We start from the raw sequence: 23,452 nt of genomic DNA, 5'->3' as shown, positions 1-23,452 counted from the left end.
GCGGGCCGTCCGGTTCCCGGCCTCGCGGTGGGCTGCCCGGCCTTCGACTCCGCGGGCGGTTGTCCGGTTGCCGGACTCGCGCCCACTTGTCCGGCTCGTGGCCCGGGGGCGGGCCGTCCGGTTCCCGGCCTCGCGGTGGGCTGCCCGGCCTTCGACTCCGCGGGCGGTTGTCCGGTTGCCGGACTCGGGCCCACTTGTCCGGCCCGCGGCCCTGTGGCGGACCGTCCGGCCTGCGGCCCCGTGGGCGGCTGCCCGGTCCCGCGCCCTGCGTCCGGCTGTCCGGGTCGCGGCCCGGCGGTGGGCTGTCCGGTCTGAGGCGTCGCGGTGGGTTGCCCGCTCCCCGGCCTCGCCGCCGCCTGGCCGGCCGGCCGCCCTGGGGCCGGCTGCCCGGCGCCCGGGCTTGCGGCCGCCTGACCAGCTCGCGGTCGCGCGGTGGGCTGCCCGGCCCCCGGCCCCGTAGCCGGCTGCCCGGGCCATGGGCCCGCGGGCGGTTCTTCGAGGTCCAGGGTGGACAGCAGCACCGGGCCGGTCGGCGTCCGCCGCGGGGGCGCGGAGCCTGGCGCTCGGCCGGGTCCGGCCGAGGGAGCGGGGGCCTGCCCGCGGGGCGGCGCGACGTCAGGCCGGCCTGCGGTGTGCCGCACCGGCGGCGGGTCGGCGGGGGTCCCGGGGGCGGAGCCCGCCGGGTTACGGGAAGGGGCGGGGTGGGGGACAACTGCCCCGCCCAGCCGCACCAGCGGCGAGCCCAGGTCCAGCTGCATTCGTACCCCGGCCCGCCGCCCTGCGGGGCCGCGCCCGGCCCCAACCTCCACGCCAGAGCCAGAGCCAGAGCCAGAGCCGGCGCCTAGGTCAGGGCCGGGGCCGGGGCCCGTGGCCGAGCCAAGGCCAGGGCTAGGGCCGGAGGCCGTGCCAGAGCCGGAGCCGGATCCGGGGCCCGTGCCCGTGGCCGATCCAGAGCCGGGGCTGGGGCCCGTGGCCCTGCCGCTGGAGCGGGAGCCGGGGCCAAGGCGAGGGCCAGGGCCGGAGCCCGTGGCCGAGCCAGGGCCGGCGCCAAGGCGAGTGCCAGGGCTGGAGCCCGTGGCCGAGCCAGGGCCGGCGCCAAGGCCAATGCCGGAGGCCGTGCCAGAGCCGGAGCCCGTGGCCGTGCCGCCGGAGCCGGAGCCGGAGCCGGGGCCAACGCCCGGGCCCGTGGCCGGGCTGGAGGGGGAGGCGAGGTTGGGGGCGGGGGCCGGGACGGAGCCGGAAGTGACGCCTGGGAGCGGGCCGGAGGGGGAGAGGAGGGGCCAGTGGAGGGGGAGGCCTTCCGTCCAGAGGGCCGCCGCGGTGCGCCGCAACCCCGCCAGCCCCGCCCCCGTCCCCACCGCCACATGCCCGCGCCCGCGCAACGTGTCCTCCACGAACCCCGGCAGCCCCCCCGGCCCCGCCGCCACGAACGCCCGTACCCCCGCCTCCTCGTACAGCCGCAGCGTCAGCCCGCGGAAGTCCACCGGCTCCAGCAGGTGCCGGACCACCAGCGCACGCACCCCGTCCTCCGTGGCCGGGTACGGCCCCCTGGTGGTCGCCGACCACACCGGCACGGACGGCGGCAACCGCAGCGGCAGCCGGGCGAAGGCGCCCCGCACCTGCCCCAGGTACGGCTCCCACATCGGCGTGTGGAACCCCGACCGGAACGGCAGCTCCTGCCCCAGCACCCCCTCCCCGCGCAGCCGCTCCAGCACCTGCCGCACCCGCGCCGGTTCGCCGCACACCACCGACTGGTGCGGGCAGTTGTCGTGGCTGAGCACCACCCCGTCCAGCCCGTGCAGGGCCGCCTCCGCCTGCCGTGCACCGCAGCCGAGGGCCGCGTACACCAGGTCCGGTACGTCCAGCGAGTCCGGCCGCAGCGAGCCGAGGAAGGTGTCGACGGCCTCCTGCGGGTACATGCCGGCGACCACCATCGCCGCCCATTCGCCCAGGCTGTGGCCGGCCAGCACATCCGCCTCGAGGCCGAGGCCGGCGAGGACCCGGGCCGAGAACCGGCCGACCGCGATCGCGTCCAGGGCCCGTTCCATCAGGCCGTCGCCGCCCGTGAGCCGCGGCCGCGGCAGCGCGAACCGGTCCGCCACATCGTCCACGGCGGGGGCGAACTCCGGTTCCAGGCCCGGGAAGAGCAGGGCCACCCGGCCGCCGCCCCGCTCACCCAGCAGCGGATCCGCGGTGAACCAGACCTCGCCCCGGCCCTGCCACGGCCGGCCCCGCGCCACCACCTTCGCGGCCAGCGCCAGCCGCTGCGGGGTGGGCCCGATCACCGCGAGCCGGCACGGTCCCGACGACTCCCGGAACCCCGCGGGGCCCGTGGACCCCCCGTACCCCCCGTACCCCTCGGGGGCCCCGGCCTCCCCGGCTGCCCCGGACCTCTGGGCTGCCTCAACTGCCCCGGACCTCCAGGCCGTCGCGGCCTTGCCCGCCGGTCCGGAAGAGGCCGCCGCCAGCCGGTCCGCCAGTTCCTGCGGAGTGTCGGCGGCCAGCAGCAGTACGTCGTCCGGGGCCCCCGGCCCCAACGCCGTGCCGGCCGCCGCCCGGCCCAGCGGCAGGAACCGCCGCACCGGCGGCGCCGCGACCGCCGCGCCGGCCCCCGGAGCCTCCTCCAGCACCGCATGCGCGTTGATCCCGCCGAACCCGAACGCGTTGACCCCGGCCCGCCGCGGCGCAGCCCCCCGCTCCCACGGCTCGGCCGCCCCCACCAGCCGCATCCGGGTGCGCGCCAAGTCCCCGTGCGGCTCCTCCACATGAAGCGTCGGCAGCAGCACCCCCTCGTGCACGGCCAGCGCCGCCTTGATCAGCCCGGCCATGCCGGAGGCCTGCATGGTGTGCCCGAGCATGGACTTGACCGAGCCGAGGCCCACCCTCCCGCCCCCCGGATGCACAGGACCGCCGAACACCCTTGCCAGGGTTTCCAGTTCGGCCGCGTCCCCGACCGGAGTCCCGGTCCCGTGCGCCTCCAGCAGCCCCAGCGCGTCCGCCGCCCGCGGGTCGAGCCCGGCCTCCCGCCACGCCCGCTCCAACGCCCGCACCTGGCCGTCCACCAGCGGGCTCATCAGGCTGGCCGCCCGGCCGTCCCCGGCCACCCCGGTGCCGCGCACCACCGCGTAGATCCGGTCGCCGTCCCGCTCCGCGTCCGCGAGCCGCTTGAGCAGCACCACGCCCGTCCCCTCGGACAGCAGCGTGCCGTCCGCCCGCCGGTCGAACGGCCGGATCGACTCGCTCGGGCTGAGCGCCCGCAGCTGCGTGAACACGCTCCACAGAGTGGCGATGTGGCAGTGGTGCACAGCACCCGCCACCACCGCGTCGCACCGCCCGCCGGCCAGCAGCCCCACCGCCTGGTCCACGGCGAGCAGGGAGGACGCGCAGGCCGCGTCCAGGGTGTAGGCGGGCCCGCGGAAGTCCAGCCGGTTGGCGGTCCGGGCCGCGGTGAAGCTCGGCACCAGCCCGATCGACGCGTCCGGCCGCTCCGGCCCCAGCGCCTCCTGGAACGCGGCCCGGATGTCCGCGATCCGCCGCTCGTCCAGCTCCGGGGCGACCTCCCGCAGCGTCTGCGCCAACTGGTGGGCGGTACGCACCCGTTGGTCCAGCCGAGCGGTCGCCACCCCCATGAATCCGCCGCGCCCCAGCACCACACCGATCCGGGACCGGTCGGCGGGCAGCCGGGCCTCGCCGCCCGCGTCGGCGATGGCCTCGGCGGTCGCCTGCAGAGCGAGCATCTGGTCCGGTTCGGCGCCCTCCACGGCGGCCGGCATGATTCCGAACCGGGTCGGCTCGAAGGCGGCCAGGCCGTCGACGAATCCGCCGCGCCGGCAGTAGAAGCGGTCGCTGCGGGCCGGGCCGGCCGCGCCCTGCGGGTCGTAGTACACCTCCGGATCCCAGCGCCCGGGCGGCACCTCGCCGATCGCGTCGGTGCCGGAGAGGAGGTTGCGCCGGTAGGCGGCGAGGTCGGCGGCGCCCGGGAAGACGGCGCCCATGCCGACGATCGCGGCGTCCGTGGGCCGGGGACCCCGGCGCAGCTCAGCCACGTCCGCCACCCGCCCCGGCCCCGGCAGCCCCGGCTCCCGCTCCGGCAGCCCCAGTTCCGGCTCCAACCCCGGCCCCGGACCCGGCATCGGCCCCGGCATCGGGCGCGGCGGCCATCAGGACCACCTGCACGTCCCCGTCGTCCGAGCCGAGTTCGGCGAGGAACGCGGCCACCCCCTCCTCCGGCCCGATCAGCGGGATCCCGCGCCGGGCGTAGGCGCGCTCCAGTTCCGGGGTGACCATCCCGCCGGCCTCCGCCGCCCAAGGGCCCCAGTCGACGGCGAGGACCCGGCCGGGGAAGGAGGAGGACCAGGCGTGGGCGAGGGTGTCCAGGGCGTCGTTGGCGGCCGCGTAGTCCGTCTGGCCGCGGTTGCCGTAGACCCCGGCGACACTGCCGAAGAGGACGAGGAAGCCGGGCGCGGGGCCGGTGCCGTGCTCGGCGGCCGCGGCGGCCAGATACCGGGCCCCGGCCACCTTGGCGGCGAACACCTCGGCGAACGCGGCCGGTTCCTTGTCGCGGAGCAGCGCGTCACGCAGGGTTCCGGCACCGTGCACGATCCCGTCGAGCCGCCCGTGCCGCTCCCGTACGGCCGCCACGACCGCCCGTACCGCCGGCTCGTCGGTGACGTCCGCGCAGTGGTAGCGCACGGAGGCGGCCGAGCCGGCCAGCGCGGCCAGGGTCTCCCGTACCTCGCGCTCGGCGAGGATGCGGGAGGCCGCAGCCTCGATCTCGGCGGGCGCGCGCAGGCCGTCGGCGATCAGCGCGGCGCGCAGCGCGACCCGGTCGGTCGCGTGCGGGAACCGGTCGGGCCCGGCGGAGGGTTCGGGCGTACGGCCGACCAGCTCGACGTGGCATCCGGCGGTCCGGGCCAGCGCGAGGGCGGTCCGGGCGGTGATGCCGCGGGCGCCGCCGGTGAGCAGGACCACGAAATCGCGGCCGAGCGGGGGCGCGGAACCGGCTGCCGGGGGCGCCTCGACGCTGTGGAGGCCGAGCCGCTGCCCGTCGGCCGGGTACCCGACGGACACCGGCCCGTCGGCCGTGCACAGTTCGGCGAGCAGGTGGGCGGCGATCCGCTCCGGCTGGTCCTTCGGGTCGACGTCGACGGCCCGCACCGTCACTCCGGGATATTCGAGGGCGGCACTGCGGGCGAAGCCGTGCAGGCCGGCGCCGGGGGTGGGATCGGGGGTGCCGGCGCCGGTGCCGTGCCCGAAGGTGCCGCCGGCCCCGGTGACGAGGAGGAGCAGGCCGGTGCCGGCGGTCAGCGCGCGCTTGAGTGAGTGGAAGCGGTCGGGCAGCACCGGGTGCGGGCCGGACCGCAGCGCGGCCAGGTCCACCAGCCCGTCGACCGTGTCGGCCGGGTCCTGCCCGTCGCCGAGGCTGATCACCTCGGCGTCGTACGTCCGCAGCAGCGCGGCGAGCGCGGGGGCCACGCCGTGCCCGTCCTCGACGATCCCGAAGCGCCGGCCGCGCAGCACGGCCGCCGGGTCCGCGCCCTCCGCCGGGCCGAGCGCGACGGGTTCGACGCGCAGCCGGCTCAGCGGGGCCGCCTCGGGCCGGTCGTGGCCTTGGCCGCGGCCTCGGCCGTCGTCTTGGCCGTCGTCTTGGCCGTTCTCGGTTCCGCCGGGTGCCCGGCTGGTGATCCACTCGACGATGCCGCTCAGGGTCTTGATCCGGGCGAGTTCCTCGACGGCGGTCTCGCCGGAGGCGTCCTCGCCGCGGGGGAGCCCGATGCGGTCGGCGAGCGCGCCGATGATCTCGACCCGCTTGATGGAGTCGATGGAGAGGTCGGCCTCCAGATCGAGGCCGGGCTCCAGCATGTCGAGCGGATACCCCGTCCGGGTGTGGACGATCTCCAGAACGATGTCCATGACCTGGTCGGCCGACAGGGGAGCGGCGGCGGGCCCGGCGGGCGCCGGTGCGAGTGCCTCGGGCAGGCCCCGCCCGGCCGGTTCGGTCTGCGGGGCGGGATGTTGCGGCCATGCCGCGAGGGGGTCTTCGCCTGCGGCCGCGGTCCCGCCGGGCGGCGGTGCCGTCCAGTCGCCTGCTCCGGCCCCGCCGACGGCGGACCAGGCCCCCGCCGGGTCGGCGTGCCCGTTGAGGGCGGCCGGGGAGGGGACCGGCCGGGCCCCCGCCGGGGCCCTGCCCGCGGGCGCCGCGACGCCCGTCCCCAGCAGGCCCAGCAGCACGTCCCGCTGCGCGGCGACCAACTCCCGCGTCCCGCGCAGGTACTCCAGCACCAGCTCCTCGCGCAGCCCCGCGACCGCCCCCGCCGGCCCTGGCTGCGACCCCGACCCCGACCCCGGCCCGGATCCCGGCTCCGGCTCCCACCACGGCTCCGGTGCCGGCCGGGCGGCCGCCGCACCTCGACCGGTGTACGGCTCCGACCCGGCGGCGGCACCTTGGCCGGTGTACGGCTCCGGCCCGGCTCCGGTCGCACCCTGCCAGCCGTACGGTTCCGGCCCGGCGGCACCTTGGCTCGTGTACGGCTCCGGCCCGGCGCCTGAACCTTGCCCGGCGTACGGTGCCGCCCCGGCAGCGGCTACCCCCTGCCCGGCGTACGGCTCCGGCCCGGCTCCGGTCACACCCCGCCAGCCGTACGGTTCCGCCCCGGCGGCGGCTGCACCTTGCCGGGCGTACGGTTCCGCCCCGGCAGCGGACGCACCCTGCCCGGCGTACGGCTCCGGCCCGGCGCCGGCCGGGCGCTGTCCGCCGTACGGCCCAGCCGGTTCCGCATGGAGGGCTACTGCCCCGACGGCGGGCCCGGTCGCGCCGGGGGTCGCGTACGGGCTCGGCTCCGGTGCCACCCGGGCGGCCGGGCGGAGGCCGCCCGGGACGGGGGTGCCGGCCGAGGTGCGGGTCAGGTGGCCGTCCACCAGCCAGCCCGGACGCTGTGGGGCACGCTCCGGCAGGAGTGCGGTCCGGGTGCGGAAGAGGGCGTCCGGGGTGACGGGCACACCGGCCGTGGCCAGCTCGGCGAGGGCCGTCAGGAGCCGGACCAGGCCGTGCTCGCCGGGCACGTCCAACGGGACCACCCGGTGCGGGCGGTCGCCCAGGATCTTCCCGACGAGCCCGGTCAGCACCCGCCCCGGCCCCGCCTCGACGAACGTCCGCACCCCGTCCGCGTACATCGCCTCGATCTGCTCCGTGAAGCGCACCGGCGCGGCCACCTGACGGGCCAGCAGCTCCCTGATGCCGTCCGGCCCACCCGGATACCGCTCGGCCGTCGTGTTCGACCAGACCGGGACGGCGGCGTCGGCAACCGCCGTCCCGGCCAGCTCCTTGGCGAGGGCCTCGGCCGCCCCCGCCACCACCCCGCTGTGGAACGCGCAGGCGACCGGCAGCCGTTCGGCGGAGTACCCGGCGGCCCGCAGCGCTTCCACCGCCGCGGCCACGGACTCCGTCGGCCCGGACAGCACGCACTGCCGGGGCGCGTTGTGGTTCGCCACCACGCAGCCGGCCCGCTCCGCGGCCTCCCGGACCTCCTCCGGGGCCGCCGCCACCGCGGCCATCGAACCCGGGTCGGTGCCCGCCGCGGCGAGGATCGCCTCCGCCCGCCGCGCACTGAGCCGCAGCAGGCTCGTCGTGTCGTACGCCCCGGCCGCCCACAGCGCGGTCAACTCGCCGTAGGAGTGCCCGGCCGTGCAGTCCGGCCGTACTCCCAGCGTGCGCAGCAGCAGGTGTGCGGCCGCCCCGGCCAGCCCCAGGGCCGGCTGGGCCACCCGGGTGTCGGTGACCGCCGCCCGCTGGGCGGCCCGGTCCTCCGGCGAGAACGCGGCCGGCGGGAACATCGCCGAGGTGACCGCGGCCGGCGCCCGGTCCAGCAGCTCCCCGCGCAGCCACGGGAAGGCGAGGAACAACTCCCTCAGCATGCCGGGCCGTTGGCTGCCCTGCCCGGGGAAGAGGAACGCGACCCGGCCCGGGTCCGCCGACTCCTCCCGTACGTGCACACCGTCGCCGGCGACGAACGCCCGGGCCGACTCCAGCCGGGCCGCCAGTTCGTCGAGCCCGGACGCCACCACCGCCACCTGCACCGGGCGGTCCGTGCCGGCGGCCGCCGCCGTCTCCCCGGCCAGGTCCCGCAGCGCCCACGGCCGCCCGGCCGTGTCGTTCTCCTCCAGCCGGGCCGCCAGCCGGGCCATCGCCCGGCCGGCCGCCCGCCGGTCCTCGCCGCGGAAGCAGAACAGTTCGGCGGGCCAGGCCTCCAGCCCGTGCCGGGGCTCCGGCTCGGCCGCACCGCCGTAACCGGCCAGTACGGCGTGGTAGTTGGTGCCGCCGAAGCCGAACGCGCTCACCCCTGCGAACCGCCGTTCGGCCGGCACCGGCCACGGCCGGGCGGCCTCGGTGTCGAAGGAGAACGGGCTGGTCCCGGCGTCCCACGCCGGGTTCGGCCGGTCCAGGTGCAGGGTCGGCGGCCGCACTCCGGCGTGGACCGCCCGCGCTGCCTTGATCAGCCCGGCCAGCCCCGCCGCGCACTTGGTGTGTCCGATCTGGGACTTCACCGAGCCCAGCGAGCAGGACCCGGGCGACGCCCCGGCGGAGCCGAACAGTTCGGTGAGCACGGTCAGTTCGGTGCTGTCGCCGACGACCGTGCCGGTTCCGTGCGCCTCCACCAGCCCCACCTCGGCCGGGCTCACCCCGGCCCGCCGGTAGGCCCGCTCCAGGGCCCGCCGCTGGCCTTCCGGCCGGGGCGCGGTCAGGCCCAGGGACCGCCCGTCGCTGGACGCGCCCACCGCCTTGATCACCGCGTACACCCGGTCGCCGTCCCGCTCGGCATCGGCCAGCCGCTTCAGCACCAGCGCGCCCACCCCCTCGCCGAGCGCGATGCCGTCCGCGCCGGCGTCGAAGGGCCGGCAGCGCCCGGTCGGGGACAGTGCCCGCACCGAGGCGAACATCAGGTAGTCGTTGATCCCGTTGTGCACGTCCGCGCCGCCGCACAGCACCATGTCGCTGTCGCCGTCGCGGAGCTGACGGCAGGCCAGGTCGAGGGCGGCCAGAGAGGAGGCGCAGGCGGCGTCCACCGTGCAGTTCGCCCCGCCCAGGTCCAGCCGGTTGGCGACCCGGCCGGCGATCACATTGGCGAGGACGCCGGGGAAGGAGTCCTCGGTGAGCCGCGGCAGCTGCTCGTCCAGCCCGGCCGGCAGCTCCCCGAGGTAGGCCGGGTACAGGGCGCGCAGCCCGTACGCGCCCGCCAGTTCGGTACCGGCCTCCGCGCCGAACACCACCGAGGTGCGGGACCGGTCGAACTCCCGGCCCTTGCCGTATCCGGCATCGGCGAGGGCCCGCGCGGAGATCTCCAGCGCCAGCAGCTGCACCGGCTCGATCCCGGCCAGCGAGGCCGGCGGGATGCCGTGGGCGAGGGCGTCGAACGGCAGGGGTGCCAGGAAGCCGCCCCAGCGCGACGGGGTCCGCTCGCCGGCCCGGGCCGGGTCCGGGGCGTAGTACACGGCCGGATCCCACCGCTCGGCCGGGACCTCGGTCACCGCGTCGGTTCCGGCCAGCACTTCCGCCCAGTACGAGGCGAGGTCCGGTGCGCCCGGATAGGCGCAGGCCATGCCGACGATCGCGATGTCCAGCGGATCGGCCGCCTCATCACCCTCCTCCTCCCGGGCCCCCGTGGCATCCTGCTCGGCCTGGTTGCCGGCCGTGCCGGCGCCGGGCGCCAGCTCGCCGGCCCGCCGTTCCAGCAGTTCCGTCGCACCCTCGGTGACCTGGGCGTGCAGCGCGGCCACGGTGGTCGGTTCCGAGCGCAGGGCCGCCGCCTGCCCGAGCATGAACAGGCCCTCGGCCTGCTGGACCTCCCCGTCCACCGGCACCGGACGGCCGTCCGGGCCGTGCCGCAGCCCCTTGCTGGCGATCCGCAGCCGCCCCAGGTTCAGCCGTTCCAGTTCCTCCCACACTTCGCGGGGCTCGGTGCCGCTCTCCTCCAGCCGGCGCCGGGTGGCCTCGAAGGTGTCCGCGTACGGGGTGGCGGCACACCGGGTGGCATGGCCCGGCGCGGTGTGCAGCAGCACGGTGTCGGTGCAGTCGAGCGCCGCCCGCCGGAAGCCGGGCAGCACCGCCCCGGCCGACACCGCCTCCTCGGTGAACAGGTAGGCGGTGCCCATCAGGACGCCCACCCGGGCGCCCGCCTCGGCCAGCGGTGCGGCGGCCGCCGCTGCCATGGCGGCGGAGCGCGCGTCGTGGATGCCGCCCGCGAACAGCACGTCCAGTGCGGTCACGTCCCCGCATCCGAGCAGCAGCTCGATCTGCTCCTCCCACAGCGGGAAGGAGGCGCGCGGCCCCACGTGCCCGCCGCACTCCAGGCCCTCGAAGACGAACCGGCGGGCGCCTTCCGCGAGATGGCGTTCCAGCAGACCCGGCGAGGGCACGTGCAGATGGGTCCGGGTGCCCGCCGACTCCAGCGGGGCCGCCTGGGCCGGTGTGCCGCCGGCGATGATCGCGTACGGGGGGCGTACCTCGGCCACCGCGGCCAGCTGTTCGCGGCGCAGCTCGGGCGGGGCGAAACCGAGCAGCCCCACCCCCCAGGGGCGGCCGGCCAGCCGCTCGGCGGTCTCGGTGAGCAGCCGGCGCACCTCCGGGCCCTCCATGACGGCCAGCGCGAGATAGGGCACCCCGCCGCCGTCGGCCACGGCCGCCGCGAACGCGGCCTGGTCGCTGACCCGGGTCATCGGCCCCTGGGCGACGGGCAGGTGTGCGGCGTCCGGCCGGGGCCGCAGCGGCGCGGACCGTACGGCCGCCGCCAGATGCGCCCGTGCGGCGCCGCGGACGGCCCGCAGCACCCCGCCCGTGGTGCGGTACCGGTCGGCCAGCCGGGCCGCGGCCGCCCCGTCCTGCCCGACCGGCAGCAGCTGCTCCCGGAGGCTCCGGGCCCCCAGCAGTCCGGTGACCGGCCCGTCGGGCCGGTCCAGGCCGGGCCGGGTGTACACCCGGTGGCCGTCCGCCAGCCGGGTCTCGCTGCCGTCCATGGCCCGTACGGCCGCGGCCACTTCGGCGGGCAGCCACGGCTCCGACTCGGCGGTCAGGGCGAGTTGTACGTCGAGCAGCACCCCGGCGGCTCCGCCCGCGAGGGCGGCGGCCGCCGTGTGCGGCCCGATCCCGCCCAGGGCGAGCACCGGCACGCCGATCGCGGGGTCGGACAGGAACTGCTGGAGCAGCACGAAGGTGGTGGTGCCGCCCACCCGGCCGCCCGCTTCGTGGCCCTTGGCGACCACGGCATCCACGCCGGCGGCGACCGCCGCGGCGGCCTCGGCGAGCGCGACGGTCTCGGCCCAGACCCGGCGCCGCCCGCCCGCCGACCACTCCCCGGCCCGGGCGAACAGGGCCGGATCGGCGAGCAGCACCGTGTCCACCGCGGCCGGCAGATCCGCCGGCCCGACCGGGCAGCCGGCCGGCACCCGGACCCCGTACCGCCCGTCCGGCAGGCGGCGGGCCAGCTCGGCCAGGGCGCGGTGGGCTGCGGCCGGGTCCCGGCCGAGGTCGAGGAGCCCCAGGGAACCGGCGCGTTCGGCGGCGACCACGATCCCCGCACCGGGCTCGGCGAAGGGGCTGAGCGCGACGACGCGATCGCGTTCCGCGGGGGGTGCCGCGGCGGCGGGACGGGAGGCGGGCTGACGGATCACGGACGCTCCTCTGCTGTGTCACGTGTGGCATTGCCGCTTCACATGCCATCCCCGCTCTCACGGGTGGGGCCGGACGCGGTGACGCGGTACTCGGTGCGGTAGCGCGGCGGTGCTGGTGGTGACGGGACCTCGCCGTCCGGCGGCGGCAGCGGCACGGGCACGCGGGGACGGCGAGCGGTGCGGGCGGCGCAATGAAGCAGTGCGGGGGTGCGGGGACTTGAGCAAGGATCAAAATCCCTGATGCCGCGAGCATCGTGCGGTGGCGTTCCTGCACTGTCAACGGGCATGCGGAAGCCGCGCTTTCGCTCAGCCGCCCCGCCCGCCGGTCCGTCCGGCGGCCCGGCCGGGCACTGCGTGCCACCTCGGCCACGCCGCTGACCTGCACGGTTGCCGGGGGAGCGGGGCACTCCCGGCTCGTGGGCCGGCGTACGCGGGGAGCGGCCGGTCATGCCGGAGTGGCATGCCTTGTCGCCGACCCGGCATGTACGCCGCGCCGGGCTCGGAACAGTTGTTCACCTGCGGGCCCTTACACCTGCAAGGTCGCGCCGTTACCTTCCCGGCATGACCCCCACACTCGCGCAGCTTCGTTACCTCGTCGCCGTCGCGGACTGCCGTTCCATCACGGGTGCGGCCGCCTCGGTCTTCGTCGCCCAGTCCGCCCTGTCCCGGGCCGTCCAGGCCATGGAGCGTGACCTGGGTGTGGACCTGCTGGCCCGGCGGGGAAGGGGGGTGGAGCTCACCCCCGAGGGCGCCAGAGTCGTACGGCTGGCCCGGACCGTACTGAACGCGGTGGAAGCCATCGACGACATCGGGACAGCCCACGGGAACACCGCACGCACCATCCTCAACCTGGTCACCACGCCGACACTGGCCCTGGACCTCGCCGCCGACCTGGTGCCCGGCTTCACCGCCCGCCATCCCGCCGTGGACGTGCGATTGCAGCAGTACGACGGCCGGGAGGCCCTGATCCAGTCGATCACCGACGGGCGGGCCGAGCTGGCGCTGGTCGATCTCCCGCTGGACAAGGACCTGTCGACCCACCACATCCAGGAGCGCGAAGTCGTCCTGATTTCGCCCCTCGGCTCCCGGCTGCCCGATCCGGTGCCGCTGCGCCTGCTCGACGGGCTGCCGATGGTGCTCCCGACGCCGGGGACCGGCCGGCGCACCGAGATGGAGGCCATGTTCAGCTGCCTCGGAGTCCGGCCCGTCCCCAGCCTGGAAGTGGACGAGCGGCTCGCCTGGGTGACCGGCGTGACGGACGGCCGCGGCTCCCTGATCTGGTACCGGGACGTGGTGTTGAGGGCCTTCGGCGACCGCGCCGAGATCCGCTCCTTCACCCCGCCGCTGCTGCGCCCGGTGGGCATCGCGCACGCCCGCCGCCCGCTCAGCCGGGCGGCCCGGGCCTTCATCGCGCACGCCCGGCACGACGCACCGGTGCGGGAGCCGGCGCAATGAGTCATGCAGCCTCGGCATTGAACGATGCTCAAACAGTGCGGGAGTGCTCTGGCAGTTGTGCTGACGGCTCGTCACATTGAGCCCATGTCCCGACTCCTCACACCCCCGCGGGCCGCCGCCCTCGCCACGGCGGCCTTGGCGATGCTCCTGTGGCCGCTGCCGGCGGCCGCCTGGATGAACGCGGGCCCGGCCGCCCCCGCCGCCGTCGCCGCCCCCGAGAAGAAGTGCACCCTGCCCGCCGGGATGGCCGAGATCAGCGGCCTCGCCATGAGCCGCAGGCATCCGGGCGTCTTCTACGCCGTGAACGACAGCGGCAACACCAACCAGGTTTTCGCCGTGGACTGTTCGGGCCCGACCGGGCAGCTCAAGGCCACCTTCACGGTTTCCGGTACCACCAACAACGACTGGGAGGCCCTGGCCATCGGCAAGGACGCGGCCGGCCGGGCCGCGATCCTGGTGGGCGACATCGGGGACAACTTCGGTGCCCGCGCCGAGATCCAGGTCCACAGCTTCCCCGAGCCCGAGCAGCTGACCAGCGCCACCGTCACCCCGGTGACGTACCGCTTCGCCTACTCGGACGGCCGGCACGACGCCGAATCCCTGCTCGCCGACCCGGCCACCGGCAGGCTGTACGTCGCCAGCAAACTGATCGGCGCGGCAGGCCGGCTGTACCAGGCCCCGCTGCCGCCCGAACCGGGCCGGATCAACACGCTCACCCCGGTGCGGCCCGGCCCGGTCTTCGCCACCGACGGCGCGTTCTCGCCCTCCGGGGCCTCCTACGCGCTCCGCAGCGGCGGCCCGCTGGGCGCGAACACCGCGTCCGTGTACGACACCTCCGGTGTCAAGCTCGCGGACGTGGCGCTGCCCGCCCAGCCGCAGGGCGAGATCCTCACCTACGCCGACTGCACCACCCTGCTGGCCGGTTCGGAGAACGACACCCAGATCTGGCGCGTCCCGCTCCCGGGGGAGGCAACCCCGGGCTGCGGCACCACCCCGACGCCGACACCCACACCCACTCCGACGCCGACACCCACTCCGACGCCCACCCCGACCCCAACCCCTACACCCGGTGACCTGAAGATCGCCGACCCCGGCCCGCAGACCTGCAGGTTCAACCAGACCTGCACCATCCAGATCACCGCCACCGGCGGCAAGCCCCCGCTCCGCCACACCGCCACCGGCCTCCCCTGGGGTCTGGCCATCGACGCCGCCACCGGCCGCATCACCGGCAAACCCTGGGCCGGCGGCACCCTCCGGATCACCGCCACCGTCACCGACTCCGCCGGCACCACCGCCACCGCCGCCTTCCCCCTCACCGTCAACTGGTTCTGAGGCAGGCCGTGTCCGCACTTGAACAACCCCGGCGCCACACTGCACTGTTCGTCAAATGACCGAACAGCAGACCGATGCAGTGCTGCCGCCCCACCGGATCGCCCCGGCCGGCGGCTGCCCCCACGCCCTCAACGCCGAGCTGCTGGCCCGGGGCGGTGTCGCCGAAGTGATCCTCCCCGGCGGAGTGCCGGGCGCCGTGGTCCTCGGGCACGAGGCGCTGAAGGAGTTCCTCGCGCACCCCGACGTGGCCAAGGACGCCCGGCACTTCACCGCCCTGCAGGACGGCCGCATCACCCCCGACTGGCCGCTGCGGGTCTTCGCCAACGCCCAGGGCATGCACACCGCCGACGACGAGGACCACCGGCGGCTGCGCTCCCTGGTCGGCAACGCCTTCACCGCCCGCCAGGTGGAGCGCCTGCGCCCGCGGATCGAGGCCCTGACGGCCGAGTTCCTCGACGACCTCGCCGAGGCCGCCGCCGGATCGGCCGACGGCACCGCGGACCTCCGCCGCCACTTCGCGCTCCCGCTCCCGATGAGCGTGATATGCGAGCTCCTCGGGGTGGACCCGGAACACCGCGGCCGGCTCCACGAGCTGTCCAACAAGGTCATCATCGCCACCGACACCACCCCCGCCGAGGCGATGGCCGCCGTCCGGGAACTCGTCGGGCTGATGGGGACGATCGCCGCCGCCCGGACCGCCGCCCCCGGCGAGGACCTCACCAGCGCCCTGATCGCCGCCCGCGCGTCGGACGGGGACCGGCTGAGCGAGCCCGAACTGATCGGCACCCTGCGCCTGATGCTGGTCGCCGGCCACGAGACCACCCTCAACCTGATCACCAACGCGGTCCGCGCCCTGTGCACCCACCCCGACCAGCTGGCCCTCGTCCGGTCCGGCAAGGCGAGCTGGAACGACGTGGTCGACGAAACCCTGCGCTGGGACGGCCCGGTCAGCTGGTTCCCGTTCCGGTACCCCACCCGCGACCTCGAACTGGCCGGCACCGTCATCCCGCAGGGCACCCCGGTCCTCGCCGGCTACACCGCCGCCGGCCGCGACCCGGAGGCCTACGGGCCGGAGGCCGCCCGCTTCGACCTCGCCCGCCCCACCACCGCCCGCAACCTCTCCTTCGGCCACGGCGCCCACTACTGCGTCGGCGCACCCCTGGCCCGGCTGGAGGCCACCGTCGCCCTGGAGCAGCTCTTCGCCCGCTTCCCCGACCTCGAACTGGCCACCCCCGAACCCGCCCTCCCGCACCAGCCCAGCTTCATCGGCAACAGCGTCGAATCCCTCCCGGTCCGCCTGACCCCGGCGGCCCGCGACCGGTAGGGCTTCGCCAGCCGGTCCAGCGCACCCCCGCGAAGCCCTGACGGTCATCGGGGTCCGGGACCCGGCATGGGACGGGGCCGCAGCCCCTCCAGGCTGCGGCCCCGTCACTGCGAACGCCGTACGAACGTCGTTGCGGTTCTAGCGGTTCCTCTTCGAATCACGCTCGACGAGGGCGATTCCGATCGGGCCGCCGCCGACCCGGATGGTGGCGACGACCCGTTCCTTCTTGGTGTTGATCACCGACACGTTGCCGTCGCCGAAGTTGGTCACGTAGGCGCGGTCACGGCTCTCGTCCACCGCCACCCCGCTCGGGTCGTTGCCGACATGGATGAGGGCGACCACTTCGTTGCTCGTGGTGTCGATCACCGACACCGCGCTCTGGTTGTTGTCGGCCACGTAGGCGCGGGCGCGGCTCGGCTCCTCCTCGACCGCGAACGGGCCGTTGCCGGCGGGAACGGTGGCGGTGACCACGTTGGTGTTGGCGTTGATCACCGACACCGTGTCGTCCGTGAAGTTGGTCACGTCGACGCGTGCCCGGCTCGGATCCACGGCCAGTCCCCGCGGGTTGACACCCACAGGGACGGTGGCGATCACGGCGTTGGTGTCAGTGTTGATCACCGACACGGATTGCGAGGTCTCGTTGCTCACGTAGGCGCGGGCGCGTCCGGGATCCACCGCCACCCCCCACGGTTCGTCGCCCACGGTGATGGTGGCGACGACCGTGTTGGTGTTGGTGTTGATCACCGACACGGAGTCGGAGTTCTCGTTGACCACGTAGGCGCGGGCCCGGGTGGAGTCCACCGCCACATTGCGCGGCTCGTCGCCGACGGTGATGGTGGTGATGACCTCCTCCGTCCTGGTGTTGATCACCGACACGGTGTCGGCCAGCAGGTTGGTCACGTAGGCGCGGCTCCGGGGCGGGTCCACCGCGACCCCGGTCGGGAGGTCGCCGACGGCAATCGTCTTGACGACCTTTTCGGTCTCGGCGCTGATCACCGATACCGAGTCGCTGCCGCTGTCGGCCACGTAGATCCGGTCGGCAGACCCGTGCTGCGTGGTTGCGGCCGCGGGCAGGGTGGCGCCGGGCAACACCGCCGTCAACAGGGCGGCCGTGCCTGCGATGATCCATGCGTACCGCCCGTGCCGTGCCCGCTTCGCCTCCGGGTTCGGACGTGCTTTTTCGGAGACACGAGCGCACTCGTGGGGCGGGGTGGCATACATGGGGATCTCCTGACGTCTGCGCTTCGTGCTGCGAGAGCCTGTGACGAGGTGACGAGGTGACGAGGTGACGAGGTGACGAGGTGCGGCGGTCGGCCTAAGCCGGCTGCGGCGACCAGCAGCATCGTGGCGTCAGTCCTCTGTCCCGCACGGCAGGCTCGGCCCTGGGCGGCTACCGATCTGCCCGGATGGCCCAGCGATCCGTACGAGTGCCACTCCTCCGGCGGGCCACTCGCGTCTCAGCCGGCCACGTCCTGTCGGGCGGCCCAGACGATGAACCGGCGGTCCTGGCTTGCGCCCTCGCCCGGGATCCCGAACTCGACCGGCACGTCGCCGCCTCGACACCCGGGCCGCCGCCACCCCGTCCCTCCTACGCGGAGCGGTCCGCCACCCGGACCGTGACGGTGTGCCAGCCCGTCGCCCCGTCCGGGACGGTGCCCGTACGCATCCCCGTCTGCGGGGTGCCCGTGCCGTCCGTGGCGCGGGCCTCCAGGGTGTGGCTGCCCGGCTCCGCCTCCCACTCCCACACCCACTGGCGCCAGGTGTCGACCCCGTCCGCGGCCGCCAGCCGGGCCTGCCGCCACGGCCCGCCGTCCACCCGTACCTCCACCCGCTCGATGCCCCGGTGCTGCGCCCAGGCCACCCCGGCCACCGCCACCCGCCCGGGCGCCGGCTTCGCGAAGGGGCGCGGGGTGTCGATGCGGGTCTGGGTCTTCACCAGGGCGCGCTCTGCCCAGCCGTGCCGCACCCAGTACGCGTCGTACTGCGCGAAGGTGGTCAGCCGCAGCTCGCGCAGCCACTTGCAGGCGGACACGTAGCCGTACAGCCCCGGGACCACCATCCGCACCGGGAAGCCGTGCGTGAACGGCAGCGGCTCGCCGTTCATCCCCACCGCCAGCAGCGCGTCGCGGCCGTCCATCACCGTCTCGACCGGGGTGCCCAGGGTCATCCCGTCCACCGAGCGGGCCACCAGCTGATCGGCGGGCCCTCCGGCGGACGGCGGCCGCACCCCGGCCTCGCGCAGCAGTTCGGCCAGCGGTACGCCGAGCCAGCGCGCGTTGCCCACGTACGGGCCGCCGACCTCGTTGGACACACAGGCCAGGGTGATGTCCCGCTCGACCAGCGGCCGGGCCAGCAGCTCCGCGAAGCCGAGGGTCAACGGCCGGGACACCCCCTCCCCGTGGATCCGCAGGCTCCAGGTGTCCGCGTCGACCCGGGGCACCACCAGCGCGGTGTCCACCCGGTAGAAGTCCCGGTTCGGGGTCACGAACGGGGACAGCCCCGGCAGCCGCAGGTCGGCCCCGGCCGGCACCGGTGCGGCCGGGGAGGCGGGCGGTGGCAGCCGCACCGCGTCCCGCGAGGCGGTGGCACCCGCCGAACCGAACGCGCCCAGCCGCCGCCCGGCCAGCCCGGCCGCCGCCGACACCGCCACGGTGGCGGCGAGCACCCGGCCGAAGCCGCGCCGGTCCAGCGCCCAGGCGCCGCGCGCCCCGGCCGGCCACCAGTCCGGCCGGGGCCGGACCAGCGCCGTGGCCAGCATCAGCAGCACCGCCGCCGCGGCCGTCCCGCCGGCCAGCGAGGGCAGCGCGTCCTTCGGTCCGGCGTCGGGCCGGCTCAGCGCGGCGGCCGCCCCCAGCATCCCGAAGCCGAAGGCCACTGCCACCCCGGCCGGGCGCCACCGCACCGCCAGCATCCCCGCCACGACGGCCACCCCGGCCAGGAGCACCACCACCCCGGCGATCAGCACCGGCTTGTCGGCGGTGCCGAACTGCCGGATCGCCCAGTCCTTGACGGCCGTCGGCGTACGGTCGACCACCACGCCGCCGACCGCCGTGACCGGACTCGACTCGGGCCGGACGGCGGCCGCGGCCAGCTCCGCCACGCACAGTCCGGCGAACCCGGCGGCCAGCCCGGCCACCGCCCCGAGCCCCTGCCACCGCTCCGGCAGCACCCTGCCGTCCGCCTGCGTCCCCGAATCCATCCCCGATTCGTACCCCGCATCGCGGCCCGGCGCCCGGCAGACACGACCAGGCCGCTGTCCGGGGCTCAGCCGGGGGAGCCGATCGCACGGGGGTGGCCGGCCCGTTCCGCCGCCCGGCGGGCCATGGACTCCAGGCAGTCGTCGGCGACGCCCTGGCCCACCGGCCGGCCGGCGGCACCGCCGCGCTTGCGCAGCTCCACCACCCCCTCGGTGAGCTCGGCCGGGGGTCGTTCCTGCGCGATGTCGGACATTGCCGGTGCACTCCCTTCGACGGGGGACGGGGGACGGGGACTGGTGTGCGCCAGAGGCGGCCGCCGGGCGCGCACACACCCGGGACCGCCCCTGATCCTCCGCGGGCCGCCGCTGCCACGCCCGCCCGATGCCGCCGATTCCTCCGCTCGGGTGACCCTCAGACCAGTGTTCGGGCGATCTCCCGGGCCAGGGTGTGCGGGTCCCCGGCCGGCTCGGTGGCATGCCGGGTGGTCCGCCGCGCCCAGGACTCCTCGAAGGCGTGCCAGTCGATCGCCCGCGGCGCCGTCCCGCCCGTCAGCGCCTCCTCCAGCGAGTCGAAGTACACCGCCCAGCGGCGCGCGTACAACTCCTCGGTCAGACCGGCCCATTCACGGTTCGCATAGTCGTGCAGGAAGCCGCCCTCGCTGGTGCTGCGCCGGCCCCAGACGCTCAGGATCGAGCGGGCGTCGTACTCGTACCGGTCCCGCTCGGCTTCGTCGGCGCCCCAGGACCGGGCCGCCGCGAGCCAGCCGCCCAGCAGGAAGTGGGGGTCGGACCCGGTCAGCGCGTTCAACTGCCGCTCCTTTTCCTGCCATTCGGCCGTGAGCCGGCGGAACAGCACCAGGTCCTTCTGCTCGTACGCGGCCTTGATCCGCGGCAGGAGGACCCGCGAGTGGTTGGCGAGCGCCTGCCGCGCCGTGTCCACCAGGTCGAAGCGGTACGCGCTGGAGTCGCGCAACTCCGGGGCCACCGCCAGCAGATGGTCAAGAGCGCGCCGCACCCGGTCCGCCGGGTACCGCATGGACGTGGGGCTCCAGTGCGCCGCACCCGCCACGCTTAGGCTCGGCCGGGCCGTGAACAGGCTGTCCTGGGACTCCGACCACAGCCCCGAGGAGGTGCTGTACGGGCCCAGTCGCAGCTCCTCCCAGGCCGCCGCGGCCCGCGCGTCGGGCCGCCCGTACCGCCGGGCGGCGAAGTCCGCGAACCACTTCTTCTGGTCGACCGGCCCCGGCTCCCACGCCAGATCGGTGAACAGGTCGAAGGCCGCCGGATTGGTCCCGGTCGCCTCCGGCAGGTACGCGATCCCGCGCAGCGCGCTGCCGGCCTTCCCGCGCCAGGCCGCGAACCGGTCGATCCACACCGAGGTGTTGGCACCGATGGTGGTGTGCCCGCCGAAGTTGTAGATGGTGCCCAGCGCGTACGGCGTACCACCCCAACGGGTCTCCCTGTCGAGGCGGTTGTACCGGTCGGACAGCCCGTCCAGGATCAGCAGCCTGGAGGTGTCCACCCCGGCCAGCAGCTCCGCGGTCGGATCGTCCTGCCAGCCAAGCACCGCCCACAGCGCCCCCGGATGCGCGGCGTGCAGCGCCGCCTGCACCGCGCCCGCGGCAGCCCGCACGTCCACCGTCCCGGTCTGCCCGCCCTCGTGCAGCGGGCTCATCCGGTACATGGCCGAGTCCCCGAACGCGGCGCGCTGCTCGGCGTAGTAGGCGGCGGCCAGCCGGGCGAACACCGGGTCCGTCGGGTCCAGCCAGTCGGGCCGGTCGAAGCCCGCCCAGTCGCCCTGCGGGATCACCGAGGCCGAGCCGTTCCGCGCCGAGAATCCCGGCGGGACGGTCCCGAAGTAGCCGGGCAGCACAGGGGTCATGCCCAGCCCGCGGACCTGCTCCACCACCTGTCGGCCCAGCGCGGCCCGCGCGGTGAGCAGCTGCTCGCTGACCGGGCCCCCGAAACCGCTCAGGTTCTGCAGCAGCCACCAGCTCTGGTGCGCGGGCCCGGGGATCCATGCGCGCAGCTCCTCGGCCGTGTAGCCGAAGCCCTGAAGCGCCCGGTAGTACGGGTACTCGCCGCCCACCTGCACGAACACCTCGTTGATGCCGTGCAGGGCGAGCAGGTCGATCTGCCGCTGGTGCTGCGCGAAGGACCGGTACGGGCCCGAGTAGCCGTCGTCGGTGTCGTTGAGCGCGTACCGGTGCGGCACCAGCGCGCTCCGGCCGACCGGCTCGGGCACGGCCGGCAGCACCGCGGGGAGCTCGCCGAGGCTGTCGCCGGGCCAGCCGATGTCGGCCCCGGCCACGTGCTGGAGGTACCAGCCCACTCCGGTGAGCTGGGTGGCCGGGGTGTTGCCGCGGACGGTGATCCGGCCGGCCGTTCCGGACACCGTGAAGGCGTCCCCGCCGCCGGGCCCGGCGACGCCGGGCTCCAGGGTGAACTGGTCGGCGTGCCGCGGCAGCAGGCGCTCCAGCGCGGCCCGCGCCGGCGCCCCGTCGAAGGCGGGTACGACGGCCCGCCCGGACGGAGCCCCGGCCGGCCGGGCGGGGGCGGACCAAGGCCCCGGCCCCGTCCGGGCCCCCGCCCCAGGCCCCGGGCGGGACCCGGGCTCCGATGCGGCCCCCGGGACGGCCCCCAGGCCCAGCAGGGCGAGCAGCGCGAGCAGGGCACTGGGCAGCGCCAGTGCCGTGGTCTTCGTTCCGATGGTGATCCGGCGCATCAGACGGGCAGCGCCCAGGTCTGGTTGACCGCGTGGTCCCCGCAGGGCCGGAGCCGCAGCGGGGGCGCGGTCGCGTCCGGTACGGCCGGGGTGGCCGGCGCGTCCAGGCAGCGCCCGCTGCCGTTCTCGACCAGGGCCCCGTCGCGGCGGTGCGTCCAGCGCTGCCCGGCTCCGGTGCCGGTGCAGTCCCGCAGGGCGGCCTCCCCGTCCGGCCCGGCCGTCAGGCAGTTCCCCAGCAGCCGCACCGTCCGGTCGTGGCCCAGGATCCACCGCTGGTCGGCGCCGCCCGTGCACGCGTTCATGACCACCGCGCCCACCCCGGTGGTGTTCTCGCCGTCCGCGCACTTGGTGCCCTCGCCGGTGATCTGCCCGGTGGGCACGGCCTTGGCGCAGCCGCGCGGGCTCAGCCGCCAGACGGCGGTGCCGTGCGCGGGGACCCGCGCGGTCAGCGCGGTCGAGACGGCGGCCGTCCTGCCGGTCCACAGGTCGGTGGCGTCCACCGTGCAGGAGTGCAGGCCGATGCCGGTGAGCGGCACCGACGTGTTGCGGGCGGTTCCGGAGCGGTTGAGCACGGCGACGGCCCGGTCGCCGTTCGCCAGCGGCCGGGCCAGCACGTCGAACGTACCGTCGGTGGACACCACCGCGCCCTGCCGGCCCAGCGGGTCCTGGTCGAGGGTGATCAGCGCGTCGTTCGTGAGGGCGGCCAGGCCGGCCTCGCTGATCGCCGCGACGTCGGAGGACAGGATGAAGGGGGCCGCCATCATCGCCCACAGGGCGACCTGGCTGCGGCTCTCCTCGTCGGTGAGTCCGGGCGCGCCCGCGATCAGGAAGTCCGGGTCGTTCCAGTTCCCGGGGCTCGCGTAGCGGCCGAGCCAGCGGTTGTAGCCGTAGTTGCCGAGGACCGAGCTCCAGCGGGCGGTGTTCGGCGCGGTCGGGTTGTACACCTTGATGTCCCGGCCCTCGCGCCACAGCTGCCCGGTCTCGCGGACCCAGCCGAGCACCTTGTGCCAGTCCGGGCCGCCCCACTCGCCCTGCTGGAAGTAGGCGGGCGCGGAGGCCGAGTGCACCATGGCGCGGCCGCTGGCACGGAGCGCCCGCGCGACCGAGTTGTACGCGTCGCGGTAGGCCTGTTCCTTCGTCTTCCCGGGCGGCACCCACATGTTGCAGCCGTCCATCTTGACGTAGTCCACCTTCCAGGAGGCGAACAGCCGGGCGTCCTGCGCGAAGTGGTCGGCGCCGCCGCCGTTCGGGACGCCGCTGCCGGGGTAGCGCTCGCAGGTGAGGTATCCGGCGTCCTGGTAGATCCCGAACTTCAGCCCCCTGGCGTGCAGGTACTCGCCGAGCCAGGCCATGCCGCGGGGGAACTTCACCGGGTCGACCACCAGGTTGCCCTCGGCGTCCCGGCTCCTGGTCATCCAGCAGTCGTCCACGGTCACCGTGTCGTACCCCTTGGCGGCCAGTCCCCTGGAGACCAGGGCATCGGCGTTGGCGATCACCTTCTGCTCGTCGATGTCGCACATGTAGTGCGCCCAGTTGTTCCAGCCCATGGGCGGGGTGAGGGCGAGCGGGGTGTCCCAGGTCGCGGTGGGCTCGGCGACCGCCGGGGCGGCGGCCAGGGATACGGCGATCAGGGCGGCGGCGGTGAGGCAGCCGGGGAGCGCACGCAGGCGAGGCGGCACGGGGTCTCCTTGGGGTGGGGGGCGTACCGACGGGCTGTCGTGCGCTCAGTGCAGCGAGGTGGCTACCCACTGTCAAC

10 protein-coding genes are annotated in these 23,452 nt (G+C 75.9%); 3 read left to right on the top strand and 7 right to left on the bottom strand.

The window, feature by feature from the left end; translation table 11 throughout:
- Both AB0447_RS06145 and AB0447_RS06140 read right to left on the bottom strand, forming a co-directional pair.
- Positions 1-4,046, bottom strand: a 4,046-nt coding sequence (locus AB0447_RS06145) for a beta-ketoacyl synthase N-terminal-like domain-containing protein (RefSeq protein WP_366475288.1), incomplete at its 3' end; no start/stop codon positions are given.
- Positions 4,039-11,661, bottom strand: a complete 7,623-nt coding sequence (locus tag AB0447_RS06140; protein ID WP_366475340.1) for an SDR family NAD(P)-dependent oxidoreductase — start codon at positions 11,659-11,661, stop codon at positions 4,039-4,041. The genes AB0447_RS06145 and AB0447_RS06140, both read right to left, overlap by 8 nt.
- Positions 11,662-12,225: 564 nt before the next feature.
- Between AB0447_RS06140 and AB0447_RS06135 the strand changes: the two genes are divergently transcribed.
- The 3 genes from AB0447_RS06135 to AB0447_RS06125 all read left to right on the top strand — a co-directional run bounded on the left by AB0447_RS06135 (position 12,226) and on the right by AB0447_RS06125 (position 15,775).
- Positions 12,226-13,119 carry a LysR family transcriptional regulator gene (locus AB0447_RS06135; RefSeq protein WP_366475287.1) on the top strand — a complete coding sequence of 298 codons (894 nt, stop codon included), beginning with the start codon at positions 12,226-12,228 and terminating at the stop codon, positions 13,117-13,119.
- A gap of 84 nt (positions 13,120-13,203) precedes the next feature.
- Positions 13,204-14,451, top strand: coding sequence for an Ig domain-containing protein (locus AB0447_RS06130; protein WP_366475286.1), 1,248 nt, complete (start codon positions 13,204-13,206; stop codon positions 14,449-14,451).
- A gap of 55 nt (positions 14,452-14,506) precedes the next feature.
- The gene (locus AB0447_RS06125) at positions 14,507-15,775 is read left to right on the top strand and encodes a cytochrome P450 (RefSeq protein WP_366475285.1); all 1,269 of its coding nucleotides are present in this window, start codon (positions 14,507-14,509) and stop codon (positions 15,773-15,775) included.
- A 138-nt stretch (positions 15,776-15,913) separates the two neighbouring features.
- Here the strand turns inward: AB0447_RS06125 and AB0447_RS06120 are convergent, their stop codons facing one another.
- The 5 genes from AB0447_RS06120 to AB0447_RS06100 all read right to left on the bottom strand — a co-directional run bounded on the left by AB0447_RS06120 (position 15,914) and on the right by AB0447_RS06100 (position 23,375).
- A complete protein-coding gene (locus AB0447_RS06120) occupies positions 15,914-16,996 on the bottom strand; it encodes a YncE family protein (protein ID WP_366475284.1) in 1,083 nt (360 codons plus the stop codon).
- A 367-nt stretch (positions 16,997-17,363) separates the two neighbouring features.
- On the bottom strand, positions 17,364-18,974 hold the full coding sequence (locus AB0447_RS06115) for a molybdopterin-dependent oxidoreductase (RefSeq protein ID WP_366475283.1): 1,611 nt from the start codon (positions 18,972-18,974) through the stop codon (positions 17,364-17,366).
- 65 nt (positions 18,975-19,039) lie between these two features.
- Positions 19,040-19,225, bottom strand: a complete 186-nt coding sequence (locus AB0447_RS06110) for a hypothetical protein (RefSeq protein ID WP_366475282.1) — start codon at positions 19,223-19,225, stop codon at positions 19,040-19,042.
- A 158-nt stretch (positions 19,226-19,383) separates the two neighbouring features.
- Complete coding sequence (locus tag AB0447_RS06105) at positions 19,384-21,696, bottom strand: alpha-N-acetylglucosaminidase (protein ID WP_366475281.1); 2,313 nt, start codon at positions 21,694-21,696, stop codon at positions 19,384-19,386.
- Positions 21,696-23,375 carry a ricin-type beta-trefoil lectin domain protein gene (locus AB0447_RS06100; RefSeq protein WP_366475280.1) on the bottom strand — a complete coding sequence of 560 codons (1,680 nt, stop codon included), beginning with the start codon at positions 23,373-23,375 and terminating at the stop codon, positions 21,696-21,698. The genes AB0447_RS06105 and AB0447_RS06100 overlap by 1 nt, the downstream gene beginning before the upstream one ends.
- Between the last annotated feature and the right edge of the window lie 77 nt (positions 23,376-23,452).

This window comes from Streptomyces sp. NPDC051211, assembly GCF_040689505.1.
Classification (GTDB): Bacteria; Actinomycetota; Actinomycetes; order Streptomycetales; family Streptomycetaceae; genus Streptomyces.
Note: the sequence above shows the minus strand (reverse complement) of the source record. Positions and strands in the feature narration are given on the sequence as shown.